Source organism: Stenotrophomonas sp. Y6, assembly GCF_022436665.1.
GTDB lineage: Bacteria > Pseudomonadota > Gammaproteobacteria > Xanthomonadales > Xanthomonadaceae > Stenotrophomonas > Stenotrophomonas acidaminiphila_A.
This window is the reverse complement of the sequence record NZ_JAKUKB010000008.1, coordinates 271,671-296,391: the sequence shown is the minus strand read 5'-3', so window position 1 is coordinate 296,391 and position 24,721 is coordinate 271,671. Positions and strand designations below refer to the sequence as shown.

The following is a 24,721-nucleotide window of genomic DNA, read 5'->3' as shown; positions in this document are numbered from 1 at the left end:
GCCTCACCCCCGCGCATGGCGTGCGCAGTGCTCGCAGCAGTACACCACGCCGCCGCGCTCAGCGCCGTGGCCGATGACCGCGCACTGGCAGTGCGCGCAACGGGGGGCCATGGCGTGGATCGCGCATTCGAAGGAATCGAAGGTGCCGGTTACCGCGCCCTGGGTGACCGTGAAGCTGTTCCGGTATGCATTGCCGCAGACATCGCAGGTTGCCATGACGGACTCCTTGCTCGTGGTTGCCGGGTGATGCACGGATTGTTGGCTGCCCCCCTGCGGGTCAACCGTGAAAGAACGTGGACGCGATGTGCACGGCGCTGGCGCCGCAGCGGCGGCCATGGCGTGCGGTCAGCGGTGGCAGGAACGCAACAACCGCAGCGCCGCCGCCTCCATCTGGCGGATGCCGCGCAGCGCCGCCAGCGGCTGCAGCCGTCCGGCGCGCCAGGCGTCGAACACACACGGGTCGATGTACGACCTGCGGCATACCGCCGGGGTGTTGCCGAGCATGGCGGCCACCGCGCCGATGACCTCGTTCTGCAGTGCCTGGCACCGGCCCGGGCTGGCGTCATCGGGCACCGGCAACCGTGCCAGCGCCATCAACGCGGTCAGGGTCGCGCCCCAGGTGCGGAAATCCTTGGCACTGAAATCGTCGCCGGCGGCCTGCCGCAGGTAGTGGTTGACGTCGCCCGAATCGATGGGCCGCACCTGCCCGTCGTCATCCTGGTACTGGAACAGCATTTTCCCGGGCAGGTCGTGGCAGCGCCGGATCAGCGCCACCAGCCGGGGATCGTCTATGTGCAGCACATGCAGGCGGCCGGACTTTCCAGCGAACCGGATCTGCGCGGCGCGCTTGCCCGGCAGGCTCACGTGCCGCGCGCGCAGCGTGGTAAGTCCGTAGGAATGATTGCTGCGGGCATACGCCGCGTTGCCTACCCGCGCATAGGTGCGGCCCATGACCGAAATGACCAGCGCCAGGACCTTGTCGCGCGGCATGCCGGGTAGCGCCAAGTGCCGGCGCACCTGCCTGCGCAATGCCGGCAATGCCTTTCCGAAGGCCAGGATGCGGTCGAACTTGTCGGTGCCGCGCTGGCGCATCCAGTCCGGGTGATAGCGGTACTGCTTGCGGCCCCGCGCATCGCGGCCGGTCGCCTGCAGGTGCCCCTCCGGGCTGGCACAGATCCAGACATCGGTATATGCCGGCGGGACCGCCAGCTGGCGTATCCGCCGCAGCACCGCGGGATCACGCACCGGCCTGCCATCGGCGTCGACGTAGCGGAAACCCTTGCCCACGCGCAACCGGGCGATGCCCGGCTGCCGGTCGTGGACGTGGCGCAGCCCTGCCTCAGCCATCGCCGCGCCGGACCATCGGCGGACGCCGCGATACCGCTCCCGGCCAATGCGGCTGCCGCATGCCGGTCACCACGGCGGGATGACGAGCATCAGCACCAGCGCCAACACGACGGCGCCTATGAGCAACATCCAGTGGCTTCGTTTCATTGTTGAATCACCTCGGCATGACATTAGGTCAACGGATACGGGGCTCGCGCCGGCGACAGCGCGACACACGGCCGTCGGCGTTCGTCGGCACGCGATGTGCCCGCCTCCGGGAAGGGGCAGACCTGCGACAGACCCGGCGCGGTGCAGCGCGCAGCCCACGCGGTACCGGCGTGCGCCGTCGGAGCCGCGGGCGTGGCGCGCGACACCGGTGTTGCGCCAAGGTCTGCCGCGCGCACGTCGCGGGCTCCGGGCGCTGCATGCACCGTTGACCACACCCGATGCCGGCGGCGGCACCGCCATTGCGGCAGCGTGGCCGGGCGCGGGTGCGGCTCGGCGGCAAGCATGGATGGGTGCCCACGTGGATCACGCAATGATGGCGCCGGCAGGCAGGCCGCAACCCACGCGGATCCGCGCCGCCAAGGGCGCAGCAGGGTGATCCCCACCCCATCGTGACGCGTACGCTGCTCAATACGCCGCCACGGCACTGGACCAGATCGACTGCGCCATGATCGCCGCAAGCGCGCCGAGCGACATGTAGACAACGGCTGAAAAGCTGCGCGAGAGCAAGCGCTTCATCACCCTTCTCCTGCGGTACGGCGGGAGCACTGTCATAGCGCCCGTGACGTGACCGGCGCGGGAAGATCGGTGCAGGTGCCGTGAATGCCTCCGCTTGACCGCGGCCGCCAGTATCACGCCCATGACATTCCCACCACGAAACACCGGCGCCCAACCTGGCGTGGCGGCGCCACGCGGGCGGTGGTTGCGCCCGCCACGGCGCGCATGGCGTCGTCTGCGCGGAACGCACCTGCGCTGCGCCTGTGCACGCGACTGAGCGCCCCTTTCACGGGCCGCGGCGTGTCCCGCATCCGGCGCGGGCCGCATGCCACGCCGCCCGCGCCCTCCTCCCGCCGCCGGCATCGTGGTGCCCTGCCTCTCCCCTGCGCTTACTGCCGGGGCGCGCGCACCGCCACGTGCAGGCGCCTGCAGGCAGCACCGGTGGCCGGGCTGCAGTACCGGCCTTGCCAGGCGGACCTACCAGCAGGCCTCGTGGACCTTGTTGTCCCATTCACTGGAAAGCGCGAACCCACGCTTCAGCCCCGCTTTGCGGAAGGCCGCTTCCCGCTGCCGCCTGGCTTTGGCGCATGCGCTCTCCACCGCGCGGGCGTTGCGCCGTGCCGGAGCCAGGCGGCGCGATCGCGGCTCGCCCCTCGCCGCTGGCGGCACCACCACGGAGGGCGCCGCCGGCGGCAGGCGCAGGACGGTCCATGCCTTGGCAGGCGGTCCTGCGCACGGCAACGACTGGTACGACACCTGGCCGTCGTCGAGACACTTGAACACCTGCATCGGCACTGCCCGGGGTGGCCCGGCCGCCGCCAGCAGGAACAGGATGCCCATGGGGATTCCAAGGGTCGCCATCGCCGACTCCGTTCAGCCATTTCCGGGGCAATGCTGAGGCAGGCAACGCGGCGGAAACATCGCCTTCCGGCCTCGCCTGGGGTCGGCGCGATACCCGGTTCGAGGTCAGGCAACCCGCCGATGCGCGCATGCAATTTTTTTTTCACAAATGGCTTGCTCGGCCCGAAAAGCCGGGCTATCATTTCGTTCTCGGCAACAACGCAACAACGGGGCCATAGCTCAGCTGGGAGAGCGCCTGCATGGCATGCAGGAGGTCAGCGGTTCGATCCCGCTTGGCTCCACCAAATCCGGACATTAGGCCGTCCGGAAGCCGAAAAAATTTGATGAAGTTTACGCGTCCCCATCGTCTAGAGGCCTAGGACATCACCCTTTCACGGTGGCGACCGGGGTTCGAATCCCCGTGGGGACGCCATTCATCGAAAAACAAAGACCCAGGCAGTCACAGGGTCTTTTTTGTTGGAGTCATTGCCCTGCCCAACAGGCAATGAGGAAGAAAAAGCTTCCACTCCAACGAAGAGTCCGGTAGTATTCCGCGCTCGAAAATTTGGATACGGGGCCATAGCTCAGCTGGGAGAGCGCCTGCATGGCATGCAGGAGGTCAGCGGTTCGATCCCGCTTGGCTCCACCAAATCCGGACATTAGGCCGTCCGGGTTGAATGAAAACGAAGCATACGCGTCCCCATCGTCTAGAGGCCTAGGACATCACCCTTTCACGGTGGCGACCGGGGTTCGAATCCCCGTGGGGACGCCAATTCAAGGAAGCTCTGCCTAGGCAGGGCTTTTTTGTTGCCTCGGGAAAAGACCTGCGCGCCGCTGCCGGCCTGCCGGACGGCTCACTGCGGCCGCACGGCCCTGTGCAGGGCCTGACGCAGGTCGCTTCCGGCATAGGGCTTGATCAGCTTCACGCCCGCATCGAATATCCGCGGCAACCGTGCCGCATCCATGCCGGTGGCGACCAGAAAGGGAATGCCGCGCGCCGCGAGCACCTCGGCAACCGGCGTACTGTCCTCGTCGTCTGCCAGGCAGAAATCGAGGAACGCCACCTGCGGCTGCAGTGCGTCGATCATGGCCAGCGCCGATTGCACGGTCGCGGCTACGCCGACCACGTGCATGCCCTCGCGCTCGAGCTGCAGTTGCAGCAGGGTCGCGTTCAAATCGTCGTTCTCCACGATCATCACACGCATCGAGTGCAGCGGATCCATCGCCATCCCTTGGTCTCGGATGCGGGAAGTATAGCCAGCGCCACCCGCGCCCACTTTGCGAAAACAGCCGCCCGGACCTGCCCAACCCGAAGGCCCTCCGTTATACTTGCGCCCCTGCCAGCCGAAGTGGCGGAATCGGTAGACGCAGCGGACTCAAAATCCGCCGCCCTTAAAAGCGTGTGGGTTCGAGTCCCACCTTCGGCACCAGCACAGCAAAAAGCCAGGCAGCGATGCCTGGCTTTTTTGCGTTCCTGGCCCTGGCGCGGGTGCATGGCGGAAGGCCGGGCGACAGGCCCTCCGCCATGGGCGCGATCAGCGCCGCATCAACCGCGACGCGCGCGCGCGAACGCCTCGGCCAATGCGTTGTTGGCCGGTGGCGCGGCGCTGCCGGAACGCGCGCCCCGCGCGGGCGCACCACGCCCCCCGTCGCGGCGCCCGGCCGCGCCCTGCCCCGCCCCCTGGTCCGCGCCCCTGTCCGGGCGCCGGGCCGGGGCCGGGCTGTCGTCCAGGCGCCGGGTCAATGCGATGCGCTTGCGGGCGACGTCGACCTCCAGCACCTTCACCTTGACGATATCGCCGGCCTTGACCACGTCGCGCGGATCCTTGACGAAAGTATCCGACAGCGCGGAGATGTGGATCAGTCCGTCCTGGTGCACGCCGATGTCGACGAACGCGCCGAAGGCGGCCACGTTGCTGACCACGCCCTCCAGCACCATGCCCTCGCGCAGGTCCTTGATGTCTTCCACGCCGTCGGCGAAGCGCGCCGCCTTGAACTCGGGGCGCGGGTCGCGGCCGGGCTTCTCCAGTTCCTTCAGGATGTCGCGCACGGTCGGCACGCCGAAGGTCTCGTCGGTGAACTGCTCGGCCTTGAGCCCGCGCAGGAAGCTGCCGTCGCCGAGCAGCGCCTTGATCGGCCGCTGCGCCGCGGCGACGATGCGCTCGACCACCGGGTAGGCCTCGGGATGCACGGCCGAGGCATCCAGCGGCTCGTCGCCATCGGCGATGCGCAGGAAGCCGGCGCACTGTTCGAAGGTCTTGTCGCCCAGGCGCGGCACCTTCAGCAGGTCGCGACGGCGCCGGAACGGGCCGTTCTCGTCGCGATGGCGGACGATGTTCTCGGCCACCGTCGACGACAACCCCGACACCCGCGACAACAGCGCGGCCGAGGCGGTGTTGACGAATACGCCCACGGCGTTGACGCAGTCCTCGACGCGCGCGTCCAGCGCCCGGGCCAGGCGGAACTGGTCCACGTCATGCTGGTACTGGCCGACGCCGATCGCCTTGGGCTCGATCTTGACCAGTTCGGCCAGCGGATCCTGCAGCCGCCGCGCGATCGATACCGCGCCGCGCAGCGACACATCCAGATCGGGGAACTCACGCGCGGCGAACTCGGAGGCCGAGTACACCGAAGCGCCGGCCTCGCTGACCACCACCTTCTGCAGCTTCGGGTTGTCGCAGGCCTTGATGACCTCGCCGGCGAGCTTGTCGGTCTCGCGGCTGGCGGTACCGTTGCCGATGGCGATCAGCTCGACGTTGTACTTGGCGCACAGGTGGCGGAGCGTCTGCAGCGACTGCTCCCACTGGCGCCGGGGTTCGTGCGGATAGATGGTTTCGGTGGCGAGCAGCTTGCCGGTGGCGTCGACCACGGCGACCTTGCAGCCGGTACGGATGCCCGGGTCCAGCCCCAGCACGGTCTTCGGGCCGGCCGGCGCGGCCAGCAGCAAGTCCTTGAGGTTGTCGCCGAATACGGCGATGGCCTCGGCCTCGGCCTTTTCGCGGGCCTGGTTGAACAGGTCCAGCAACAGGTGCATGTGCAGCTTGGCGCGCCAGGTCAGGCGGCACGCATCCAGCAGCCAGCGGTCCGCGGCACGGCCCTGGTCGGCGACGCCGGCACTGCGCGCCACCCGGCCCTCGGCGTAGTGGTGGCCGGCGTCGGCGTCGCTGCCCGGGTCCAGTTCCAGGAACAGGATTTCCTCGCGGCGCGCGCGGAACAGCGCCAGCAGCCGGTGCGAGGGAATCTTCGCCAACGGCTCGGCATGCTCGAAGTAGTCGCGGTACTTGGCGCCTTCGGTTTCCTTGCCTTCGGCGACGCGGGCGCGGATCACCCCGACCTCGCCCAGCCACTGCCGCAGCTCACCCACCAGTGCCGCGTCCTCGCCCCAGCGCTCCATCAGGATCGCGCGGGCGCCTTCCAGCGCGGCCTTGGCATCGGCCACGCCCTTTCCGGCATCCACGAAGCCGGCGGCAAAGGCCTGGGGATCGCGGGTCGGGTCGGCGAGCAGGCCGTCGGCCAGCGGTTCCAGCCCGGCCTCGCGGGCGATCTGCGCGCGGGTGCGGCGCTTGGGCTTGTACGGCAGGTACAGGTCCTCCAGCCGCGACTTGGTGTCGGCGGCCAGGATCTCGTTGCGTAGTTCGTCGCTCAGCTTGCCCTGTTCCGCGATGCTGGCCAGCACCGCGGCGCGGCGGTCTTCCAGCTCGCGCAGGTAGGTCAGGCGCACTTCCAGGTTGCGCAGCTGGGTGTCGTCCAGGCCGCCGGTGACTTCCTTGCGGTAGCGGGCGATGAACGGGACGCTGGCACCTTCGTCGAGCAGCGCGATGGCGGCCTTGGCCTGCGCGGGCTGGGCGCCGATCTCGTCGGCGATGGTCTGCGCGATCTGCTGCGCGAGCTTGCTGTCTTGCATGGATTCCAGGGGGCTACCGCTACTGGGGAAGCCCGCATTCTGGCAGCGCGTCCCGGGAGGGGAAAGCCATTGACAGCCCGGCCCGGGATTGCTTCGCGGCGCGGCGACCGGCGGCTAGCCGAGGTGCCGGCTCAGGCGCTGGAACGCGATATCGTCGCGCAGGCTTTCCAGCACCATCACCCGCATGCGGCCGCGGCCGCTGACGTCCATCACCCGTTCCACGTAGATCTCGGGGCCTGCCTCGGTATCCCTGCGGGTCTTGCTGAAGCCATAGGGCACCACGCCCTTCTCGCCATCCTTGCTGCCACCGATATAAAGAACGACTGCCATGGTGACCGGTACTCCTGTTGCGTCTGTAACGGGCCCACTCTAGGTGGGCGGGCGTTACCAGGATGTACAAAAAAAGTTGATGCGCCATGACGCGCCGGTTGCATGCCGAAGACAGGCGCCGGCCACCGCTCATCGCAGGCGCGGCCACCAGCCGCGCCCTTGCAGCGCATAGCGGTCGGCGGCGCGTTCGAACGGGTTGCGCACGCTGACCCCGCCGCAGGCCAGGTAGACCGGCAGGAACAGCGGCCCCAGCACCATGTACTGGAACACATGCGCGCGCTCATGGTCGCCGAGCCGCACCGGCGGATGCAGGCAGCGGCCGGCGCGGTGCTCGTAGGTCGCGCAGGCCACGTCCAGGCTGTCGCCGGTGTGCAGGATCACCATGCCCAGCGTGATCGCGCCGCCCGGGCCCCACGGCCAGCGGTGGAATACCAGCGCGCAGTCGCGGCGGTTCCAGCGCGGCCGCGCTCCGGCCGGCATGCCCGCCAGGCCCGCCACCAGCCCGAACAGGGTGTTGGGCGCCGTCCACAGCGCGCCCAGCACGCATGCCAGGCGCGGCGCCCATGCCGCCACGCGCCCGTGCCTGCCCGCGGCCGCGCCGCCTGGAAGATGCATTGGAACCGTCAACCGCCGCGCAGCCGCAGCAACTGCTGCCGGAACCAGGGCGCGGCGTCCTGCTCGGCGTGGCCGGGACAGGCCACCCGGTAGGGCTTGCCACTGAGGCTGCTGCGGCTGGCGGCACGCTCGATGAACTGCTCGGCGGTGTCGGCCAGGCCACGCTTGAGCAGGTAATCGTACTTGCGCTGCAGGTGGCTGCGCGCCTCGCCGGCATCGTGCCAGCTGCCATTGCGCTGGAAGCGGCATCCGGAACCGGCCAGCGCCTGCATCAGCCCGTCGATCTCCTGCCGGGCGGTGGCGTCCGGCGCGGCCGGCAGGGTAGCGGGAACCGCCGCCAGTCCCAGCCCCAGCAACACCGCCAGCAGCGGGCCGTGGCTCATGTCCGCGCGCTCAGCCAGTCGTGGATGGCGGCGGGCACTTCGCGCTGCGCCCGCGCCGACACGTAAATGCCGATATGGCCACCCCGGAAGCCCACTTCGGTGTAGTCGCTGCTGCCGGTGCGTCCGCGCAGCGCCCGCGACGCCGCCGGCGGCACCAGGTGGTCCTGTTCGGCGTAGATGTTGAGCACCGGCATCCGCAGCTTTTCCAGGTCCACCGCCTCGGCGCCGATGCGGATGCCGCCATGCATCAGACCATTGCCCTGGTAGAACTGCTTGACGAACTCGCGGAACGCCTCGCCGGCCAGGTCGGGCGAGTCGAAGATCCATTTCTCCATGCGCAGGAAATCCTCCAGCGCCTGCCGGTCGTCCAGGATGTCCACCAGCCCCACGTACTTCTGCACGTTGAGCCGGAACGGCTTGAGCATCAGGTAGCTGGCGTTCATCAGGTCGGCCGGGATGTTGCCCAGCGTATCGACGAACAGGTCCACGTCGACGTGCCGCGCCCAGTGCGAGAGCATGTTGTCGGGCGTGTGGAAATCCACCGGCGTGACCATGGTGACCAGGTTGCGCACCTTGTGCGGACGCAGCGCGGCGTAACACAGCGAGAACACCCCGCCCTGGCAGATGCCCAGCAGGTTGGGCGGGCCGCCGTGCTGCGCCTGCAGGTGGTCGACGGCGCCATCGAGGAAACGCAGCAGGTAGTCCTCCAGGGTGAGGAACCGCTCGGAACGGTCCGGGTAGCCCCAGTCCAGCACGTACACATCCTGGCCGACGGCGAGCAGTTTCTGCACCAGCGAGCGGCCATCCTGCAGGTCCACCATGTACGGCCGGTTGACCAGCGCGTAGACGATCAGCAGTGGCGGCCGCTGCCCGGACGGCGCCGCGCCACCGACAAAGCGGTACAGCGTGACCTTGCCGTCGCGCCACACCGGCTGGCGTTCGGTGACGCCATAGTCGACGTCCTCCACGCCCGGCAACAGCTTCAGCCCGTCGGCCAGCTTCTGCTGCAGCTGCAGCGTTTCCTGCAGCAGGTCGTCCATGCCGAACCCGAGCGGTCCCTTCATGGCCCGCCTCCACGCCGCGACCTGGCCGGGCTGGACGCACTGCTGGGTGCGCCGGCACTGCCGGGTGCGGCCGCCTTGCCGGCTTTCCTGGCCTTGGTTGCCGCGGGCCGGTCCTGCGGCGCGGTGCCGGCGCTGCGCGCGGACTTCGCCCTGGCCCGGGGCGTCGCGGGTGCGGGCGCCGGCGGCGGGGCGGCCGCGGCATTGCCGGCAGCCATGCGCCGCATCCAGCGCTCCAGTTCGGCGATGCGGCGATGGGCCGCATCCATCTCGGTACGCGTGGGTACCCCCATCAGCTCGCAGGCGCGCTCCAGCTCTTGCTGGGTGGCGGCGCGCAGGCGCATCTGGGTGTTGGCCAGATCGGCATAGATGCGCTGGAAATCCTCGGACATGGCAACCGTGGCGTAGGCCTCTTCGGCGGCGTCGATCCACAGGTCGAACATCGCGCGGGCGCTGGTGAGCTGGCTGCCCGGCGCCTCGTGTTCGGCCAGCTTGGCCTCGAAGCGGTGGAAGGCGTCGTCCAGCACCCCGCGGATGGAGCCGACATAGGCCTGCATGCGGGCCTGGTGTTCCTGCTGCGCGCGCAGCAGGGCCTGCCAGCGCGCCTGGTGTTCGCGCGCGGGACCGAACGCCGGGGCGTTCAGCCAACCGTCCTCGCCATGACCGGCCTGCAGCGCGTGGACGAAATCGCGTATCCAGGGCTGGTCGCCCAGCGCGTTGCCACCGCGGGCCGCATCGAGCATCCAGCGGATCATGGCGTCGCCCTGGCCCTCGACGGCGTCGCGCCAGGCGCCGGCGACTTCGGCGGCGCTGCTGTCGCGGCCGGCGAAACGCGCCGCGACCTGCTGCATCGTGCCCAGCCAGTCGCCGGCCTGCTGCTGGAAGCGCGCGCCGAGTTCATGCACCTGTGGCGCGGCGCCGGTGCCGACCAGCCGCGCCCACTGCGCGATGCCCTCCTGCCAGGGAAAGGCATCGGCGGCGCCCGCGCCGCCCTGGCCCACGGCCTGCTGCCATGCCTCCCAGGCGCGCTTCAGGCCGGCGTCGAACCCCGTGCTGTCGTTGTCGTCGGCCACTGCCCTTGCCCTGCTCCGCCGTTGTCGCGGCGATGATAGCAACGCGGCCGCGTCGCCGCGGTCAGGGTTTGGGAATATGCAGGGTCTTGCTGATCATCAGCGAGCCCGACAGTGCGAACAGCAGGACCAGCGGATGCAGCTGCCACGGTCCCAGCTGCCAGACGCCGCCCCACAGGTTGGCGCCGATCGCGCCGAAATGCGCCGCCACCGCCAGCAGGATCACCAGCGCCAGGCTGGTGGGAATGGGGGTTCCCTCGAAGTACGGGACCTTGTCCGAGTCGCCGGCGATTTCCTCGGCGGTGACGTTGTAGCGCGCCAGCCGGCTGACGCCGCAGCAGACGAAGTAGCTCAGCACCAGCCAGTCCCAGCCGCCCTGCATGCCGCAGGCGTAGGCCAGCGCGGCGGGTGCGACGCCGAAGGAGATCACGTCGGCCAGCGAATCCAGTTCGCGCCCCAGGGTGGAGGACGATTGCCGCCAGCGGGCGATGCGGCCGTCGAGCGCGTCGAACACGAACGCCAGCGGGATCAGCGCCATGCCGAACAGCAGGAAACCGCGCTGGCCGTCCTGCAGGAAGCGCATCGCCGCGAACACCGCGCCGGTGCCGCAGAAGGCGTTGCCCAAGGTGAACCAGTCCGCGAGCCGGAACTCGCGCAGCATCGAGAAATGGCGTTTCATGTCGGGTTTCCGGATCATGGCGGCGTCAGCCTAGCGCGATTGCCGTGAATACGGCCATGTCGGATGCGCACGGCGCCGGTGCGGCCAGGTGAGCCCATGTGAGCGGCGGCGGCTTACAGCCGCGTATAGCTCCACGACTGCATGCGCCCGTCGCGATACGGCATCACCCCATGGAACGGCCGCGGATCGGCGTCGAACACCAGCGGCAGGAAATGGCGGTCGCCTTCCCACAGCGGCAGCGATTCGAGCTGGTCCACCGGCACCCACTCCAGCGTGCCTTCGGGGTTGGACTGCAACGGGGTACCGGTCCAGTCGTCGATCACGAACACGAACGCGAACCAGTCCTCGCCCTGCTTGCCGAAGCCCGGCCAGCTGAGCGTGCCGCGCAGGCGGGTGGTGCCGCATTCGATCCCGGCTTCCTCGCGGATCTCGCGGTGCATGCAGGCCAGCGCGTCCTCCTGCGGCTCCATCTTGCCGCCCAGTCCGTTGTACTTGCCCAGGTGCATGTCGCCGGGACGGGTGTTGCGATGGATCATCAGGGCCTGGGTACCGTCCTTGGACAACACGTAACCCAGGGTGGCGAGAATCGGGGTATAAGGCATCGGACTCGGAGCGCGCGGCGAAAACCCGCAGTATGACCGATCGCCCCGCGGCGCGACGGCCGCGCCGGTCCTAGACCAGCACGCCGGCCTCGTCGAGACGGCGCAGCGTGGCCACGCCATGCCCGCGTTCCGCCAGGTACTCCAGCCACTTGCCGAGGAATGTGTTCATGCGCAGGCGGTGGCTGACCAGTTCGTCCGCGGGCGGGTACATGCCCATGACGTCCTGCCAGCGCCGGCCGACATAGCAGTGCGTGGTCTCCACCTGCCGCGCATCCCGGTACAGGCGCACGTAGGCCGACGGATCGGGCTCGCCGGTCAGCGGGTCGAGGATGCCGTAGGTCATGCGCAGTTCGACCGTGTAGCGGTGGCACTCGATCACGTCCAGGTACAGGTCCAGGCCGTCGCCGATGGACGAGGCGTAACGCCCCGGGTGCAGGCGGTCCGGCGCGAACAGCCGCATCAGGTGCTGGTAGTTTTCCGCGTACAGCCCCATCAGCCAGCCGAGGCGGCCCAGCCGGGGAATGCGATCGACGCGGGAAAGAGCCTGGTTCATGCGCCGATCCTACACGGCGCCCCCGGCCGCGGCATGCGCCCCGGGTTCAGAACATCTCCCGCTGCAGTCCCAGCGTGCCCAGCACCTTGCTGGAGATCTCCTCGATCGAGGTATGGGTGGTGCTCAGGGTCGGGATGCGTTCCATCCTGAACATGGTTTCGGCCGCGGCCACCTCGCGCCGGCAGACCTCGGCACTGGCATAGCGGGAGTTGGGCCGCCGTTCCTGGCGGATCTGCTGCAGCCGCTCGGGGTCGATGGTCAGCCCGAACAGCTTGTTGCGGTAGGGTCGCAGGCGCGGCGGCAGGCGGTCGCTTTCCAGGTCCTCCTCGGTCAACGGATAGTTGGCCGCGCGGATGCCATAGTGCAGCGCCAGATAGATGCAGGTCGGCGTCTTGCCCGCGCGCGACACGGCCACCAGCACCACGTCGGCCTCGTCGTAGTTCACCGCGATGCCGTCGTCATGGCTCAGCGCGAAGTTCATCGCATTGATGCGGCGGTGGTAGGTGTCGAAATCCACCATGCCGTGGGCCTGGCCGATCCTGGAGTGCCGGGTCGACTCCAGCTCCTGTTCCAGGGGGCCGATGAACGGCGCGAACACGTCCAGCACCAGCGCCCCGCTCTCCTCCAGGATCCGCCCCAGCGCCGAGTCCACACAGGAGCTGACCACGATCGGGCGCACCTGGTAGCGCTCGCCGGCGGCACGGATGCGGCGCGCGGCCTCGTGCGCTTTGTCCACATCGTCGACGAACGACATGCGATCGGTCACGAAACTGAAGCCGGAGAACTGGGTCAACAGGCTGTGGCCCACGGTTTCGGCGGTGATGCCGGTACCGTCCGAGACATAGAACACCGGCCGGATCGCCGTCATGCAGGACTCCTTTGGAGGGGGGATGGCACGGGGGGCGGCGGATGACCCGTCGCTGTCCCGGGAAAGACAAGCACAAGACAAAGTAATGTCACAAGCTTGTGCCGCTTAGGTGTGCACTGCATCATATTGGCTTCTTCCTACGGACGTGGCCATACCAGCCCGCCTCGGGCGATGGCCTCAACGGAGCATCGCGCTTGAACGAGAACATCCTGTGGTTGCATGAACTGCGCCTGGCCGACCTGGCCCGCGTGGGGGGCAAGAATTCCTCGCTCGGCGAGATGATCGGCAACCTTGCCGGCCTGGGAGTCTCGGTGCCGGGCGGCTATGCCACCACGGCCGAGGCGTTCAAGGATTTCATCGCCCACAACGACCTGTCCAAGCGCATTTTCGACCGCCTGGCCACGCTCGACGTCGAAGACGTGAACGCCCTGACCGCCGCTGGCGGCGAGATCCGCGGCTGGGTGATCGACGCCCCGCTGCAGCCGGCGCTGGACAAGGACATCCGCGACGCCTACGCCCGCCTGTGCGCCGACAATGGCGGCGGCGAGGTGGCCGTGGCGGTGCGCTCGTCGGCCACCGCCGAAGACCTGCCCGATGCCTCCTTCGCCGGCCAGCAGGAAACCTTCCTCAACGTCACCGGCGCCGACGACGTCGTGCGCAAGGTCAAGGAAGTGTTCGCCTCGCTGTACAACGACCGCGCCATCGCCTACCGCGTGCACCACGGCTTCAAGCACGAGGACGTGTTCCTGTCCGCCGGCGTGCAGCTGATGGTGCGCTCGGGCGTGGGTTCCTCCGGCGTGCTGTTCACCCTGGACACCGAGTCCGGCTTCCGCGACGTGGTGTTCGTCACCTCCTCGTTCGGCCTGGGCGAGATGGTCGTGCAGGGCGCGGTCAACCCCGACGAGTTCTACGTCTACAAGCCCACGCTGCAGGCCGGCAAGCCGGCGATCCTGCGCCGCGCGCTCGGCAGCAAGGCGATCCGCATGGTGTATTCGGACGTCCCCGGCGAGCGGGTCAAGGTCGAGGACACCCCGGCCGCGCTGCGCAACACCTTCTCCATCAGCGACGAAGACGTGCACGAGCTGGCCCGGCAGGCACTGACCATCGAGAAGCACTATGGCCGCCCGATGGACATCGAGTGGGCCAAGGACGGGGTCAGCGGCAAGCTGTTCATCGTGCAGGCACGCCCGGAAACGGTGAAATCGCGCAGCCACGCCACCCAGATCGAGCGCTTCGCGCTGACCGAGAAGGGCGGCAAGGTACTGGCCGAAGGCCGTGCGGTCGGCGCCAAGATCGGTGCCGGCGTGGCGCGCGTGGTCAAGACCCTGGACGACATGAACCGCGTGCAGCCGGGCGACGTGCTGATCGCCGACATGACCGACCCCGACTGGGAGCCGGTGATGAAGCGTGCCTCTGCCATCGTCACCAACCGCGGTGGCCGCACCTGCCACGCGGCGATCATCGCCCGCGAGCTGGGCGTGCCGGCCGTGGTCGGCTCGGGCAACGCCACCCAGGTGATCGAGGACGGCCAGCTGGTCACCGTCAGCTGCGCCGAGGGCGATACCGGCTTCATCTACGAGGGCAAGCTGGGCTTCGAGCGCGCGACCACCGACCTGGGCAACATGCCGCCGGCGCCGCTGAAGATCATGATGAACGTGGCCAACCCGGAACGCGCCTTCGATTTCGGCCAGCTGCCGAACGCCGGCATCGGCCTGGCCCGCCTGGAAATGATCATCGCCAGCCACATCGGCGTGCACCCGAACGCGCTGCTCGAATACGACCGCCAGGACGCGGCAACGAAGAAGAAGATCGACGAGAAGATCGCCGGCTACAAGGACCCGGTGAGCTTCTACGTGGACCGCCTGGCCGAGGGCATCGCCACCCTCACCGCCTCGGTCGCGCCGAACCCGGTGATCGTGCGCCTGTCGGACTTCAAGTCCAACGAGTACGCCAACCTGATCGGCGGCAGCAACTACGAGCCGCATGAAGAGAACCCGATGATCGGCTTCCGCGGCGCCAGCCGCTATGTCGACCCGAGCTTCTCGGCCGCGTTCGCCCTGGAGTGCCAGGCCGTGCTGCGCGTGCGCAACGAAATGGGCCTGGACAACCTGTGGGTGATGATCCCGTTCGTGCGCACCCTGGAGGAAGGCCGCAAGGTGGTCGAGGTCCTGGCGCAGAACGGCCTGAAGCAGGGCGAGAACGGGCTGAAGATCATCATGATGTGCGAGGTGCCGTCCAACGCGCTGCTCGCCGATGAGTTCCTGGAGATCTTCGACGGCTTCTCGATCGGCTCGAACGACCTGACCCAGCTGTCGCTCGGCCTGGACCGCGATTCCTCCATCGTCGCCCACCTGTTCGACGAGCGGAACCCGGCGGTCAAGAAGCTGCTGTCGATGGCGATCAAGGCCGCGCGTGCCAAGGGCAAGTATGTCGGCATCTGCGGCCAGGGCCCGTCCGACCATCCGGACCTGGCCGAATGGCTGATGCAGGAAGGCATCGAGTCGGTGTCGCTGAACCCGGACACCGTGGTCGATACCTGGCTGCGGCTGGCCAAGAGCAAGGCCGCCTCCTGAGCCGCGCCCGTCGGGCGACCGCGTGATCCATGACAGGCCCCGGGAAACCGGGGCCTGTTTTTTTTACGGCTTCTCGCCGCCCCGCCGTGCTCTGCACTGCCACTCTTGCCGCCGCCGAATTGCCGCCGCCGATGGCAGATGAAAACAGCGCCCCGATGCGGGGCGCTGCCTGAAGCGTGCGGGTGTGGGAAGCGGACGCCTTCCCGCGGGGAACTCAGCGGCGGGCGGCCGCGGCATCCACCGCGGCGGTCTGCGTCACCACCTGGCCGTCGATCACCGGCAGGCGGTCGCTGGCCGGCTTGTCATCCATCCGCACCTTCTTTTCCTGGCCGTTGAAACGGTAGGTGACGTCATAGCCGACGGTGCGGCTGGCATTGCCCAGGGCGATGCGGCTGCCCGGCTGCTTGTCCATTCGCATGCTGCCGGTGCTGCCGTCGGCCTTGCGGTAGGTGACGTTGTAGCCGGTGACCCGCGACGATTCCGACGCGGTCTGCTCGGTATGGCACTGGCGCTCGGTACGCTGCACCACGCGGCCGCCGACATGGCGCTTGTCGATCTGGTTGCCGATCACGCCACCGGCCACGGCGCCGGCCGCGGTCGCCGCCTTGCGCCCGTCGCCCTTGCCCACCTGGTTGCCCAGCAGGCCGCCGATGACCGCGCCGGCCACGGTGCCGCCGACGTTGCCATCGCGCTCGGGCAGGCGCTCCTGCACCACCACGTCCTCGCACACCTCGCGCGGCACCGTGGTGGTGGAGGTTTCGCGGACCGGCTCGCTGCCGATGACCGTGGCGTAGGCCGGTTCGCTGCGGGTCACCGGCTCGACCTTGAGTACGTCGGCGTACTCCAGCATGCCCTGCTGCGGCGCCAGCGCGTTGCCGGCCGCGGCGTCATCGGCCAGCGGGGTGTTGTCCAGTACCGGCGCCTGGCCCGGCGCCAGCGGTAAGGCCTTGTCACGGGTGCTCATGAACGCCGCCGTGGCGATGCCTCCCACCAGCAGGGCACCGGCAGCCACCAGAACAGTAGTCGTGTTGCTCTTCATCGTCTGCTCCCAGCGGGTCGTCCGCCTGTTGACCTGCGCGCAATTCCAGCACGATAAACCTGAACGAAGGCATCGCACGGACCCGGCCGCTCGTGAAATGCCGGCCGGCTGTCGCAATATTGCACCTGCCGCCCCCGCCCCGCCGCCAAGGATCCCCCCATGTCCAGTCCCCTGCTGCTGCCCTTCATGGAATGGGCGCGCAAGTTGCGCTACCCGACCCTGTTCAAGATCACGGCCGGCCTGTTCGTGCTGAGCCTGCTGCTGCCTGACCCGGTGCCCTTCATCGACGAGATCCTGTTCGGCCTGGGTACCCTGCTGCTGGCCAACTGGAAGCGGCGCAAGAACCCGGTTGCCGCCGTCGAGCCGCCCGCGCTGCCGCGCAAGCGCTGAACCATGCAGTTGGTGGACAGCCATTGCCACCTGGACGCCCCGGCGTTCGATGGCGACCGTGACGCGGTGCTGGCGCGCGCCGGCGCCGCCGGCGTGGCGGCGATGGTGGTGCCGGCGGTCACCGCGGCGGGCTGGCCCGGGCTGCGCCAGGCCTGCGCCGCCAACCCCGCACTGCATCCGGCCTACGGCCTGCACCCGATGTTCCTGGCCGAGCATCGCCCGCCGCATCTGGATGCGCTGCGCGCTTGGGTGGAGCGCGAGGCGCCCTGTGCCATCGGCGAGTGCGGGCTCGACTTCTTCGTCGAAGGCCTGGACGCCGACACCCAGCGCCAGTACTTCCACGCGCAGCTGCAGTTGGCGCGGGAGACCGGGCTGCCGGTGATCGTGCATGCCCGCCGTGCCACCGAGGAAGTGATCCACACCCTGCGCCGCGTGGGCGGCCTGCGCGGGGTCGTCCACAGTTTCTCCGGCAGCCCGGAACAGGCGCGGCAACTGTGGGACCTGGGCTTCCTGGTCGGCCTGGGTGGGCCGCTCACCTACCCGCGCGCCAACCGCCTGCGCACGCTGGTGGCGACCATGCCGCTGGAGTTCCTGCTGCTGGAAACCGACGCGCCCGACCAGCCCGATGCCGCCATCCGCGGCCAGCGTAACGAACCGGCGCGGTTGCCCGCCGTGGCCGCGGCCATCGCCGGCCTGCGCGGGCAAACGGTGGAGGAGATCGCCGCTCGCACCAGCGAGAACGCGCGGCGCCTGTTCAAGCTGCCGCCTGCATGATCCGCGGCGCCGGCGACCATGACAACGGCGCGGGCCGATGCCGGTTGCCGCGCCACGGCGTGATCAGGCCTTCGGCTTGAGCAGCATTTCCAGGGCCTTGCCGACCGCGGCGAAAGCGAACGCGCCGGTGATGTGGGTCGCCGCGCCGAGGCCGGCACCGCAATCGAGCTTCAGCGCCGCGTCGGCACCCAGGTTGGGGCGCAGCCCGCAGACGCTGCCATCGGCCTGCGGGTATTTCACGTTCTCCAGCGAATACACCGCCGGTACGCCGAAATAGCGTTGCGGGTTCTTGGGGAAGTTGAATTCGCCGCGCAGCTTCTTGCGGATCAGCGCCAGCATCGCGTCGTGCTCGGTGCGCGACACATCGCGCACCCGCACCAGGGTCGGGTCGGTGCGGCCGCCCGCCGCGCCCACCGTGATCAACGGCAGCTTGCGGCGCCGGCACCAGGCGATGGCCTCCACCTTCACCCGGAAGCTGTCACAGGCGTCGATGACCAGGTCGAAACCGCGATCCAGCAGCTCGGCCATGTTGGCTGCGGTCAGGAATGCTTGCACCGGTTCGATGCTGGCATCGGGGTTGATCGCACGGCAGCGCTCGGCCATCGCCACCGCCTTGTTGCGCCCGTACTGGCCGGCCATCGCCGGCAGCTGCCGGTTGGTGTTGGACACGCAGATGTCGTCGGCGTCGATCAGGGTCAGGTGGCCGACCGCCGAACGCACCAGCGCCTCCACCACCCAGGACCCGACGCCGCCCATGCCGATCACCGCCACCCGGCTGGCGGACAGCCGTTCGATGGCGCCGGCGCCATACAGCCGGTCGATGCCGGCGAAACGTTCGCGCAGTTGTGCTTTCATCCGCGCATTCTAAACGTGGCCGCAAACGTGCCGTGCGTCGTACCATCGGTGCATTCCCCAAGGAGCCCGGGCCCATGACCGAACCCAGCCGCACCCAGTCCAACGCATCCCGCTACCTGTTCGTGCTGATCGCCGGCCTGCTGATCGGCGGGGTCGCCACCGTGATGGCGATGCGGGCCATCCAGGCGCGGCAGGATCCGTTCCCGCACAGCCTGATGAATGTCATGGCACGCCAGTCCCAGCTGCTGGGCGACAGCCGCAAGCAGAACCGCTGCACGATCAACGACTCGACCCCGCGCCTGCAGACCCTGCGCCTGCTGACCAACGACCTGGACCTGGCCTTCCCCGGCCTGCGCGACGATGCGCGCTTCCAGCAGCATGCAAGCCGCTTCCGCGCGACCTTGAACGACGCCCTGGCCGCGCCCCCGGCCGACTGCACCGCACTGGCCGCGGTCACTGAACAGCTTGGAAACGACTGCAAGGCCTGCCACCAGGATTTCAGGTGATTCGACCCGGGTTTCACGCGTGGTTGGCTCGCCATTCACGCGTGAAAAGGGAGGATTCACCGTGCCGGGTATGGCCATACCCGCTACCCATCTGGCAAGGAGAATCACCATGAAGATCCAGTTGATCGCTGCGGGCGCCATCGCCAGCCTGGCCTTGGCCGGCTGCGCGACCTCCCCGGGCTATGGCGGCAGCTATGGCGGTGGCTACAACAATGGCGGCTACAACAACGGCGGTTACAACACCACCCGCTGCGCCGATTGCGGCATCGTCACCCGCATCGACACGGTGGCCTCGGGCCGCACCGCACCCTCGGCCACCGGCGCCATCCTCGGCGGCATCGTCGGCGCCGTGGCCGGCCATGAAATCTCCAGCCACACCGGCGGCAGCAAGGGCAACCAGAACATCTCCGCGGCGGCCGGCGCGGCGGCCGGTGCGCTGGCCGGCAACAAGATCCAGCAGAACGTCACCGGCAATTCCTACGACATCCAGGTGCGGATGGACGACGGCCGGGTGATCGTGGTCAACCAGAAGGACCTGGGCGGCATCCGCGAGAACACCTACGTGCGCGTGGTCAACGGCCGCGTGGTGCTGCGCTGAGCCCGGCCCACCCGCATGGAGCGCACGGAAAAGGCCCGCATCCGCGGGCCTTTTCCTTTCTGCGGTACCGCGTGTGGTATCAGACCGGCTGCACGGCGTCAGCCTGCAGGCCCTTCTGCCCCTGCACCACGGTGAAGGTGACCTTCTGGCCTTCCTTCAGGCTCTTGAAGCCCTGGGTCTGGATGGCGCGGAAGTGCACAAACACGTCTTCGCCATTCTCGCGGCTGATGAAGCCGAAGCCCTTGGCGTCATTGAACCACTTGACAATGCCGGTTTCGCGATCGGACATCTCGACTGACTCCCTGTTGCTCTCTCGTTTGATGGATACGCCCCGGAAGGCGGCTGACTGCAAGGAGGAAGCGAGGTGCAACGATGCAGCAAATCATGCGATCTACCCATCAGGCCACGATTCACGGTGACCTTGCCAAGCTCAGCGGCTGAAACTTAACCCGACCATAACCAAAAATCAATCGGGGAAAGACAATCTTGTCAACCCCTTTTGGTCCTCCCCCGGAACCTGCATGGACTATTCATTCATATTGTATCTGCTAGCGGCCGTGCTCGTTCTCGTCGGCCTGGCCGGCGTGATCCTGCCCGCGCTGCCCGGGCTGCCGCTGGTTTTCGCCGGCCTGCTGGTGGCGGCCTGGACCGACGGGTTTGCCCACGTCGGCTGGCTGCCGCTGGTGGTGCTGGGCGCCCTGACCGCACTGTCCATCGTGATCGACGTACTCGCCACCACCCTGGGGGCGCAACGGCTCGGCGCCAGCCGGCTGGCGCTGGCCGGGTCGGTGCTGGGCACCGTCGTCGGGCTGTTCTTCATGCCGGTCGGGCTGTTCGCCGGCCCCTTCGTGGGCGCCCTGCTCGGCGAATACCTGCATGGCCGCCGGCTGGGCCAGGCTGCCCGGGTGGGCCTGGGCACCTGGCTGGGCATCGTGCTGGGCGTCGCGCTCAAGCTCGGGCTGGCGGTGGCCATGCTCGGGGTATTCGCCGTCGCCTGGTTCGTCTGAACCGCGGGTACGGCGCCCATGACTCCCGCTGCACACGGGGATGACCGACAATCCCCCTGGATCACGCCCTGGCCGCAGGGCGCCTGCCCTTTGTACCGATGGACCGTTCCCGCATGCACATCTCCCGCGCCCGCCCCGCCCTGCTGCTGGCCCTGTCGGGCTGCTCCGCCGCCGTCCTGGCGCAGGAGTCGATCACCACGCCCGCTTCGCCGCAGGCCTGTTTCGCCCTGGATTCGGACGCTGCCCGCCTGAGCTGCTACGACAGCGCGCTCGGCCGCACCCCGGCCGATACCCGGGCCGCGGACGCCGCGGCCAGCGCCGCGCAGCAGACGCTCAAGGAGGCCAAGGCCAGCGCCCGCGAGGCCGAGCAGCCGCTGCCACGACGCAACGAGCTGTTCGCCCATGACGACCTGGCCTCGGCCGTGGCCAACGCTGGCCGGGGGTCGATGCTGGACAGCCGCTGGGAGCTGGCGAAAGACTCCAAGCTCGGCCTGTTCCAGCTGCGCGCCTACAAGCCGGTGTACCTGCTGCCCGCGTTCTGGAGCAGCAAGCCGAACCGGTTGCCGCACTCGCCCAACCCGGCCAACACCGCGACCGAGGCCGAGGACCTGGACGCCACCGAACTGAAGTTCCAGCTCAGCTTCAAGACCAAGGTCGCCGAGAACCTGTTCGGCGACAACGGCGACATCTGGGTCGGCTATACCCAGAGTTCGCGCTGGCAGGCCTACAACAGCGAGATCTCGCGCCCGTTCCGCGAGACCAACTACGAGCCCGAGGCCATGCTGGTGTTCCGCAACGGCTATTCGCTGTTCGGCTGGAACGGGCGCATGACCGGCATCAGCCTCAACCACCAGTCCAATGGCCGCAGCGACCCGCTGTCGCGCAGCTGGAACCGGGTGATCCTGAACGTCGGCCTGGACCGTGACAACTGGGCGATCATGCTGCGGCCCTGGTATCGCATCCCGGAGAACGGCCGCGACGACAACAACCCGGACATCGAGGATTACATCGGCCGCGGCGACGCCACCGTGGTCTACAACCGCAACGGCCACGAGTTCTCGGTGACCGCGCGCCATTCGCTGCGCGGTGGCGACCGCTCGCACGGTTCGGTACAGCTGGACTATGGCTTCCCGCTCAGCCGGCTGCTGCGCGGCCACGTCCAGGTGTTCGACGGCTATGGCGAAAGCATGATCGACTACAACCACCGCGCCACCTATGTCGGCGTTGGCGTCTCGCTGTTGGAATGGTTCTGAAGGCAATGAAAGCAACGATCTGGCACAACAACCGCTGTTCGAATTCGCGCGGCGCGCTGGCCCTGCTGCAGCAGGCCGGCGCCGACATCGAGGTCATCGACTACCTGGCCACGCCGCCCGACCCGGCCACCCTGCGCCAGCTGCTCGATGAGATGGGCATCCCCGCGCGCGCGCTGCTGCGCAGCAAGGAGCCCGCCTATGCCGAACTGGGGCTGGCCGACCGGCTCGACGACGAGGCGGCGCTGGTCGAGGCGATGGCGATGCACCCGGCGCTGATCAACCGGCCGATCGTGCGCACGCCCAAGGGCACCGCGCTGTGCCGCCCGCCGGAGACGGTGCGCACGCTGCTGTAGTCCTCGCGGGCACGCGCCGGCAACGGCGCAGGCCTCCGCGGCGGCGGGCAATGCCGCCGCCTGCCGCCAGCGCGCGCCCTGCACCCGGCAGGGCCGGGCTTGTGGCCCTTCGCCGGATACAGGCAGAATCGCGCGGCCCCTCGACAGGAAGTCCGCGCATGGCCCGACCGCACCGCTCCTTCTTCGCCCACGCGTCCGCGCTGCTGGGGCTGCTGAGCCTGATGGCGGTGGCCTGCTTCCACTTTCCCGAACTGCTGACCAGCCGCGAGTTCCGCGCCGTCTACAACGAACAGTTCGCCCGCCACCTGCTGCTGGTCGGCCTGGCCGCCGCGTTCGTGCTGGGCACGCTGGCCATCCTGCGCGACCGCAACAAGCGCATCGCCACGATCGGCGTCGGCAGCGCGACCCTCGCGGTGTTGCTGGGCGGCACCAACGTGCAGTTCGACGCGATCGGACAAACCCCTTATTCGCTGGGACTGGACTGGTTCGTGCTGTCGCTGTTCTTCTCGGCGCTGGTGTTCGTGCCGCTGGAGCGTTACCTGGGCAAGCGCATGCTGTCGCCGCTGCGCCCGGGCTGGCGCACCGACGTGGCCTATTTCTTCATGAGCCACGTGCTGGTGCAGTTCATCCTGATCTTGGTCACCGCCTCCACCTCCACCCTCGCCGGGCTGGCCGCGTTCCCGGCGCTGAAGGCGGCGATCCAGTCGCTGCCGGTCTGGGCACAGTTCCTGATCGCGGTGTTCGTGGCCGACATGGCGCAGGCGCTGCTGCACCGCGCGTACCACAACATCCCGTGGCTATGGCGCTTCCACGCCGTGCACCATTCCAGCCGGCACATGGACTGGCTGGCCGGCTCGCGCATCCATATCGTCGAGATCGTGATGACCCGCAGCGCGGTGCTGCTGCCACTGCTGGTGCTGGGCTTCTCGACCCCGGCGGTGAACGCCTACGTGATCCTGGTCGGGCTGCAGGCGGTGCTGGCCCATGCCAACCTCGGGCTCCGCTTCGGCTGGCTGGAATACCTGGTGGTGCTGCCGCGCTATCACCACTGGCACCACGCCCGGCAGCGGGAATACGTGGACGTGAACTACGCCATCCACCTGCCGCTGGTGGACATGCTGATGGGCACCTTCAAGCTGCCGCGCGACCCGGCGCAGTGGCCGCAGGAGTACGGCGTGATGAAACTGGAAACGGTGCCCAAGGGCATCGTGCGCCAGCACCTGATGCCGTTCCAGGGCGGCCGCAAATTCGACGACTACGTGGATTGAGCCGCTCCCGGCAGGCCCGTGCCCGGCAGCGCGCCCACATGGGCGGGCAACGGCCGCGGCGCGGGTTCAGGTCCAGTCGCTGATACCCTCGCGGCGGTAGACCTCGGCCAGCGCGGGGCGGTCCTTCATCCGCCGCGCATGCGCGGCCAGCACCGGCCAGGCGTCGCTCGGGCACGGCATGTTGCGCGACCAGCGCATCAGCATGGTCATCATGAAGTCCACCACCGAGAGCTGCGCGCCGAGCATGTACGGCCCCTCGTCCTGCAGGTGATCGGCCACCTGCTGCCAGGCCGCCTCCAGCTGCACCCGGGCACGCCCCTTCACCGCGTCGATGTTGCCCTCGCCGGCCGGTTCATGCGGATAGAACCACGCCCGGTAGGCCGGCATCAGGGTGTAGACGCAGAAACACATCCAGCGGTAGTACGCGCCGCGCGCCGCGGTGCCGGGGGCCGGCGCCAGGCCCGCCTGCGGGTGCAGGTCGGCCAGGTGCATGGCGATGGCGGCCGACTCGGTCAGCACCTGGCCATCAATCAGCAGCGTCGGCACCCGGCCGGCCGGATTGATCGCCAGGTAACCGGGCGACTTCTGCTCGCGCCGCTCGAAATCGAGCTGGTGCAGCTCATGCTCGATGCCCAGTTCGATCAACAACCAGTGCACCACCAGTGAAGCGGTACTTTGCGATCCATACAGGACGACGGACATGCGGCTCTCCCTGGCAGTGGTGCGCCATCTTAGCGTCGCCGCGGCCGCCGCGCCGCGACTGCCCCCCGCCCGCCCAGGCCCGCGGCGGCGGGTGGCCGCTCAGTTGCAGCCGGCCATGCAGCTGTTCAGCCGCTCGCCGCAGACCGCGGCCGCCGAGCGGTTCTGGCAGAACGCCTGCGAGGTCTGGCAGGCGCCGCGCAGTTCGGGGTTGGTGATCGTGTCGCACTGGTTGTCGCGGCTGGCCTGGCCGCAATCGCCGTAGCCGCGTGGATTGGCGTTGCAGCGCTGATAGGCGCTCTGGCAGTGGTTCACGCATGCGGCCGGGTCGTCGCGCGGTGGATCGCGCCACCCGCCGTCACTGGAGCACCCCGCCATCAGCAGGGTGACGCCCACCCGCACCGCCCACAGCCCTTTACGCATGTCTGCACGCCTCAAAGAGAAACGGCCCG

Annotated in this window: 28 protein-coding genes and 5 tRNA genes; 14 read left to right on the top strand and 19 right to left on the bottom strand. The window is 68.7% G+C overall.

The features are described 5' to 3' along the window. Window positions 1-3: 3 nt before the first annotated feature. From MKP15_RS11175 to MKP15_RS11165, 3 genes are all read right to left on the bottom strand, one after another. Window positions 4-216 (bottom strand): hypothetical protein, encoded by a 213-nt coding sequence (locus tag MKP15_RS11175; RefSeq protein ID WP_240212742.1) that lies wholly within the window; start codon window positions 214-216, stop codon window positions 4-6. A gap of 129 nt (window positions 217-345) precedes the next feature. Next, window positions 346-1,347, bottom strand: coding sequence for a DNA topoisomerase IB (locus MKP15_RS11170; protein ID WP_240212741.1), 1,002 nt, complete (start codon window positions 1,345-1,347; stop codon window positions 346-348). A gap of 1,179 nt (window positions 1,348-2,526) precedes the next feature. After that, complete coding sequence (locus MKP15_RS11165) at window positions 2,527-2,889, bottom strand: hypothetical protein (RefSeq protein WP_104938759.1); 363 nt, start codon at window positions 2,887-2,889, stop codon at window positions 2,527-2,529. Window positions 2,890-3,118: 229 nt separating this feature from the next. Here MKP15_RS11165 and MKP15_RS11160 point away from each other — a divergent pair. From MKP15_RS11160 to MKP15_RS11145, 4 genes are all read left to right on the top strand, one after another. After that, a tRNA-Ala gene (locus MKP15_RS11160) sits at window positions 3,119-3,194 on the top strand. 52 nt (window positions 3,195-3,246) lie between these two features. Then, window positions 3,247-3,322, top strand: a tRNA-Glu gene (locus tag MKP15_RS11155). Between the two features lie 140 nt (window positions 3,323-3,462). Then, a tRNA-Ala gene (locus MKP15_RS11150) sits at window positions 3,463-3,538 on the top strand. Window positions 3,539-3,585: 47 nt separating this feature from the next. Then, window positions 3,586-3,661 (top strand) — tRNA-Glu (locus MKP15_RS11145). 82 nt (window positions 3,662-3,743) lie between these two features. Here the strand turns inward: MKP15_RS11145 and MKP15_RS11140 are convergent. Next, entirely contained in the window at window positions 3,744-4,112 is a 369-nt protein-coding gene (locus MKP15_RS11140; RefSeq protein WP_240212740.1) for a response regulator, read from the bottom strand. Window positions 4,113-4,232: 120 nt separating this feature from the next. Between MKP15_RS11140 and MKP15_RS11135 the strand changes: the two genes are divergently transcribed. Then, window positions 4,233-4,319, top strand: a tRNA-Leu gene (locus MKP15_RS11135). 116 nt (window positions 4,320-4,435) lie between these two features. Here MKP15_RS11135 and MKP15_RS11130 read toward each other — a convergent pair. The 10 genes from MKP15_RS11130 to MKP15_RS11085 all read right to left on the bottom strand — a co-directional run bounded on the left by MKP15_RS11130 (window position 4,436) and on the right by MKP15_RS11085 (window position 12,954). Continuing rightward, complete coding sequence (locus MKP15_RS11130) at window positions 4,436-6,793, bottom strand: Tex family protein (RefSeq protein ID WP_240212739.1); 2,358 nt, start codon at window positions 6,791-6,793, stop codon at window positions 4,436-4,438. A gap of 114 nt (window positions 6,794-6,907) precedes the next feature. Further along, entirely contained in the window at window positions 6,908-7,123 is a 216-nt protein-coding gene (locus tag MKP15_RS11125; RefSeq protein ID WP_104938758.1) for a hypothetical protein, read from the bottom strand. Window positions 7,124-7,252: 129 nt separating this feature from the next. Further along, complete coding sequence (locus MKP15_RS11120) at window positions 7,253-7,696, bottom strand: hypothetical protein (protein ID WP_240212738.1); 444 nt, start codon at window positions 7,694-7,696, stop codon at window positions 7,253-7,255. 50 nt (window positions 7,697-7,746) lie between these two features. Continuing rightward, window positions 7,747-8,121, bottom strand: coding sequence for a DUF5329 domain-containing protein (locus MKP15_RS11115; RefSeq protein WP_240212737.1), 375 nt, complete (start codon window positions 8,119-8,121; stop codon window positions 7,747-7,749). Continuing rightward, entirely contained in the window at window positions 8,118-9,185 is a 1,068-nt protein-coding gene (gene phaC / locus MKP15_RS11110; RefSeq protein ID WP_240212736.1) for a class III poly(R)-hydroxyalkanoic acid synthase subunit PhaC, read from the bottom strand. Before phaC ends, MKP15_RS11115 begins: the two co-directional genes overlap by 4 nt. After that, entirely contained in the window at window positions 9,182-10,255 is a 1,074-nt protein-coding gene (gene phaE / locus MKP15_RS11105) for a class III poly(R)-hydroxyalkanoic acid synthase subunit PhaE (protein ID WP_240212735.1), read from the bottom strand. The genes phaC and phaE overlap by 4 nt, the downstream gene beginning before the upstream one ends. 61 nt (window positions 10,256-10,316) lie before the next feature. Beyond that, window positions 10,317-10,931 (bottom strand): CDP-alcohol phosphatidyltransferase family protein, encoded by a 615-nt coding sequence (locus tag MKP15_RS11100; protein WP_240212734.1) that lies wholly within the window; start codon window positions 10,929-10,931, stop codon window positions 10,317-10,319. Between the two features lie 113 nt (window positions 10,932-11,044). Further along, the gene (locus tag MKP15_RS11095) at window positions 11,045-11,533 is read right to left on the bottom strand and encodes an 8-oxo-dGTP diphosphatase (RefSeq protein WP_104938754.1); all 489 of its coding nucleotides are present in this window, start codon (window positions 11,531-11,533) and stop codon (window positions 11,045-11,047) included. Window positions 11,534-11,603: 70 nt separating this feature from the next. Continuing rightward, window positions 11,604-12,086, bottom strand: coding sequence for a DUF1249 domain-containing protein (locus MKP15_RS11090; RefSeq protein WP_104938753.1), 483 nt, complete (start codon window positions 12,084-12,086; stop codon window positions 11,604-11,606). Between the two features lie 46 nt (window positions 12,087-12,132). Continuing rightward, the gene (locus tag MKP15_RS11085; protein ID WP_104938752.1) at window positions 12,133-12,954 is read right to left on the bottom strand and encodes a pyruvate, water dikinase regulatory protein; all 822 of its coding nucleotides are present in this window, start codon (window positions 12,952-12,954) and stop codon (window positions 12,133-12,135) included. Between the two features lie 194 nt (window positions 12,955-13,148). Here MKP15_RS11085 and ppsA point away from each other — a divergent pair, with 194 nt between their 5' ends. Next, window positions 13,149-15,527, top strand: coding sequence for a phosphoenolpyruvate synthase (gene ppsA / locus MKP15_RS11080; protein WP_240212733.1), 2,379 nt, complete (start codon window positions 13,149-13,151; stop codon window positions 15,525-15,527). A 214-nt stretch (window positions 15,528-15,741) separates the two neighbouring features. Here the strand turns inward: ppsA and MKP15_RS11075 are convergent, their stop codons facing one another. Then, on the bottom strand, window positions 15,742-16,566 hold the full coding sequence (locus MKP15_RS11075; RefSeq protein WP_275692545.1) for a glycine zipper 2TM domain-containing protein: 825 nt from the start codon (window positions 16,564-16,566) through the stop codon (window positions 15,742-15,744). A 159-nt stretch (window positions 16,567-16,725) separates the two neighbouring features. Here MKP15_RS11075 and MKP15_RS11070 point away from each other — a divergent pair, with 159 nt between their 5' ends. Further along, window positions 16,726-16,956, top strand: a complete 231-nt coding sequence (locus MKP15_RS11070) for a DUF6116 family protein (protein WP_161614403.1) — start codon at window positions 16,726-16,728, stop codon at window positions 16,954-16,956. 3 nt (window positions 16,957-16,959) lie between these two features. Beyond that, a complete protein-coding gene (locus MKP15_RS11065) occupies window positions 16,960-17,730 on the top strand; it encodes a TatD family hydrolase (protein WP_240212732.1) in 771 nt (256 codons plus the stop codon). Between the two features lie 63 nt (window positions 17,731-17,793). Here MKP15_RS11065 and MKP15_RS11060 read toward each other — a convergent pair whose 3' ends face one another. Beyond that, entirely contained in the window at window positions 17,794-18,585 is a 792-nt protein-coding gene (locus tag MKP15_RS11060) for a tRNA threonylcarbamoyladenosine dehydratase (RefSeq protein WP_104938747.1), read from the bottom strand. A gap of 74 nt (window positions 18,586-18,659) precedes the next feature. On the opposite strand from MKP15_RS11060, the gene MKP15_RS11055 reads away from it, so the two are divergent. Together MKP15_RS11055 and MKP15_RS11050 are read left to right on the top strand one after the other, a co-directional pair. Beyond that, complete coding sequence (locus MKP15_RS11055; protein ID WP_161614401.1) at window positions 18,660-19,091, top strand: cytochrome c; 432 nt, start codon at window positions 18,660-18,662, stop codon at window positions 19,089-19,091. Between the two features lie 109 nt (window positions 19,092-19,200). Continuing rightward, window positions 19,201-19,689 (top strand): glycine zipper 2TM domain-containing protein, encoded by a 489-nt coding sequence (locus MKP15_RS11050; protein ID WP_104938746.1) that lies wholly within the window; start codon window positions 19,201-19,203, stop codon window positions 19,687-19,689. Between the two features lie 79 nt (window positions 19,690-19,768). On the opposite strand, the gene MKP15_RS11045 is transcribed toward MKP15_RS11050, so the two are convergent. Continuing rightward, the gene (locus MKP15_RS11045; protein ID WP_054665365.1) at window positions 19,769-19,978 is read right to left on the bottom strand and encodes a cold-shock protein; all 210 of its coding nucleotides are present in this window, start codon (window positions 19,976-19,978) and stop codon (window positions 19,769-19,771) included. 232 nt (window positions 19,979-20,210) lie between these two features. Between MKP15_RS11045 and MKP15_RS11040 the strand changes: the two genes are divergently transcribed. From MKP15_RS11040 to MKP15_RS11025, 4 genes are all read left to right on the top strand, one after another. After that, window positions 20,211-20,696, top strand: a complete 486-nt coding sequence (locus tag MKP15_RS11040) for a DUF456 domain-containing protein (RefSeq protein ID WP_240212731.1) — start codon at window positions 20,211-20,213, stop codon at window positions 20,694-20,696. 113 nt (window positions 20,697-20,809) lie between these two features. Next, on the top strand, window positions 20,810-21,949 hold the full coding sequence (locus MKP15_RS11035) for a phospholipase A (RefSeq protein WP_104940185.1): 1,140 nt from the start codon (window positions 20,810-20,812) through the stop codon (window positions 21,947-21,949). A 5-nt stretch (window positions 21,950-21,954) separates the two neighbouring features. Next, window positions 21,955-22,302 carry an arsenate reductase (glutaredoxin) gene (gene arsC / locus MKP15_RS11030; RefSeq protein ID WP_104938745.1) on the top strand — a complete coding sequence of 116 codons (348 nt, stop codon included), beginning with the start codon at window positions 21,955-21,957 and terminating at the stop codon, window positions 22,300-22,302. 158 nt (window positions 22,303-22,460) lie between these two features. Next, window positions 22,461-23,570, top strand: coding sequence for a sterol desaturase family protein (locus MKP15_RS11025; protein ID WP_161614399.1), 1,110 nt, complete (start codon window positions 22,461-22,463; stop codon window positions 23,568-23,570). Between the two features lie 66 nt (window positions 23,571-23,636). Here MKP15_RS11025 and MKP15_RS11020 read toward each other — a convergent pair whose 3' ends face one another. Next, on the bottom strand, window positions 23,637-24,272 hold the full coding sequence (locus tag MKP15_RS11020) for a glutathione S-transferase family protein (protein WP_104938743.1): 636 nt from the start codon (window positions 24,270-24,272) through the stop codon (window positions 23,637-23,639). A gap of 99 nt (window positions 24,273-24,371) precedes the next feature. After that, window positions 24,372-24,692, bottom strand: a complete 321-nt coding sequence (locus tag MKP15_RS11015; protein WP_240212730.1) for a hypothetical protein — start codon at window positions 24,690-24,692, stop codon at window positions 24,372-24,374. Window positions 24,693-24,721 lie beyond the last annotated feature (29 nt).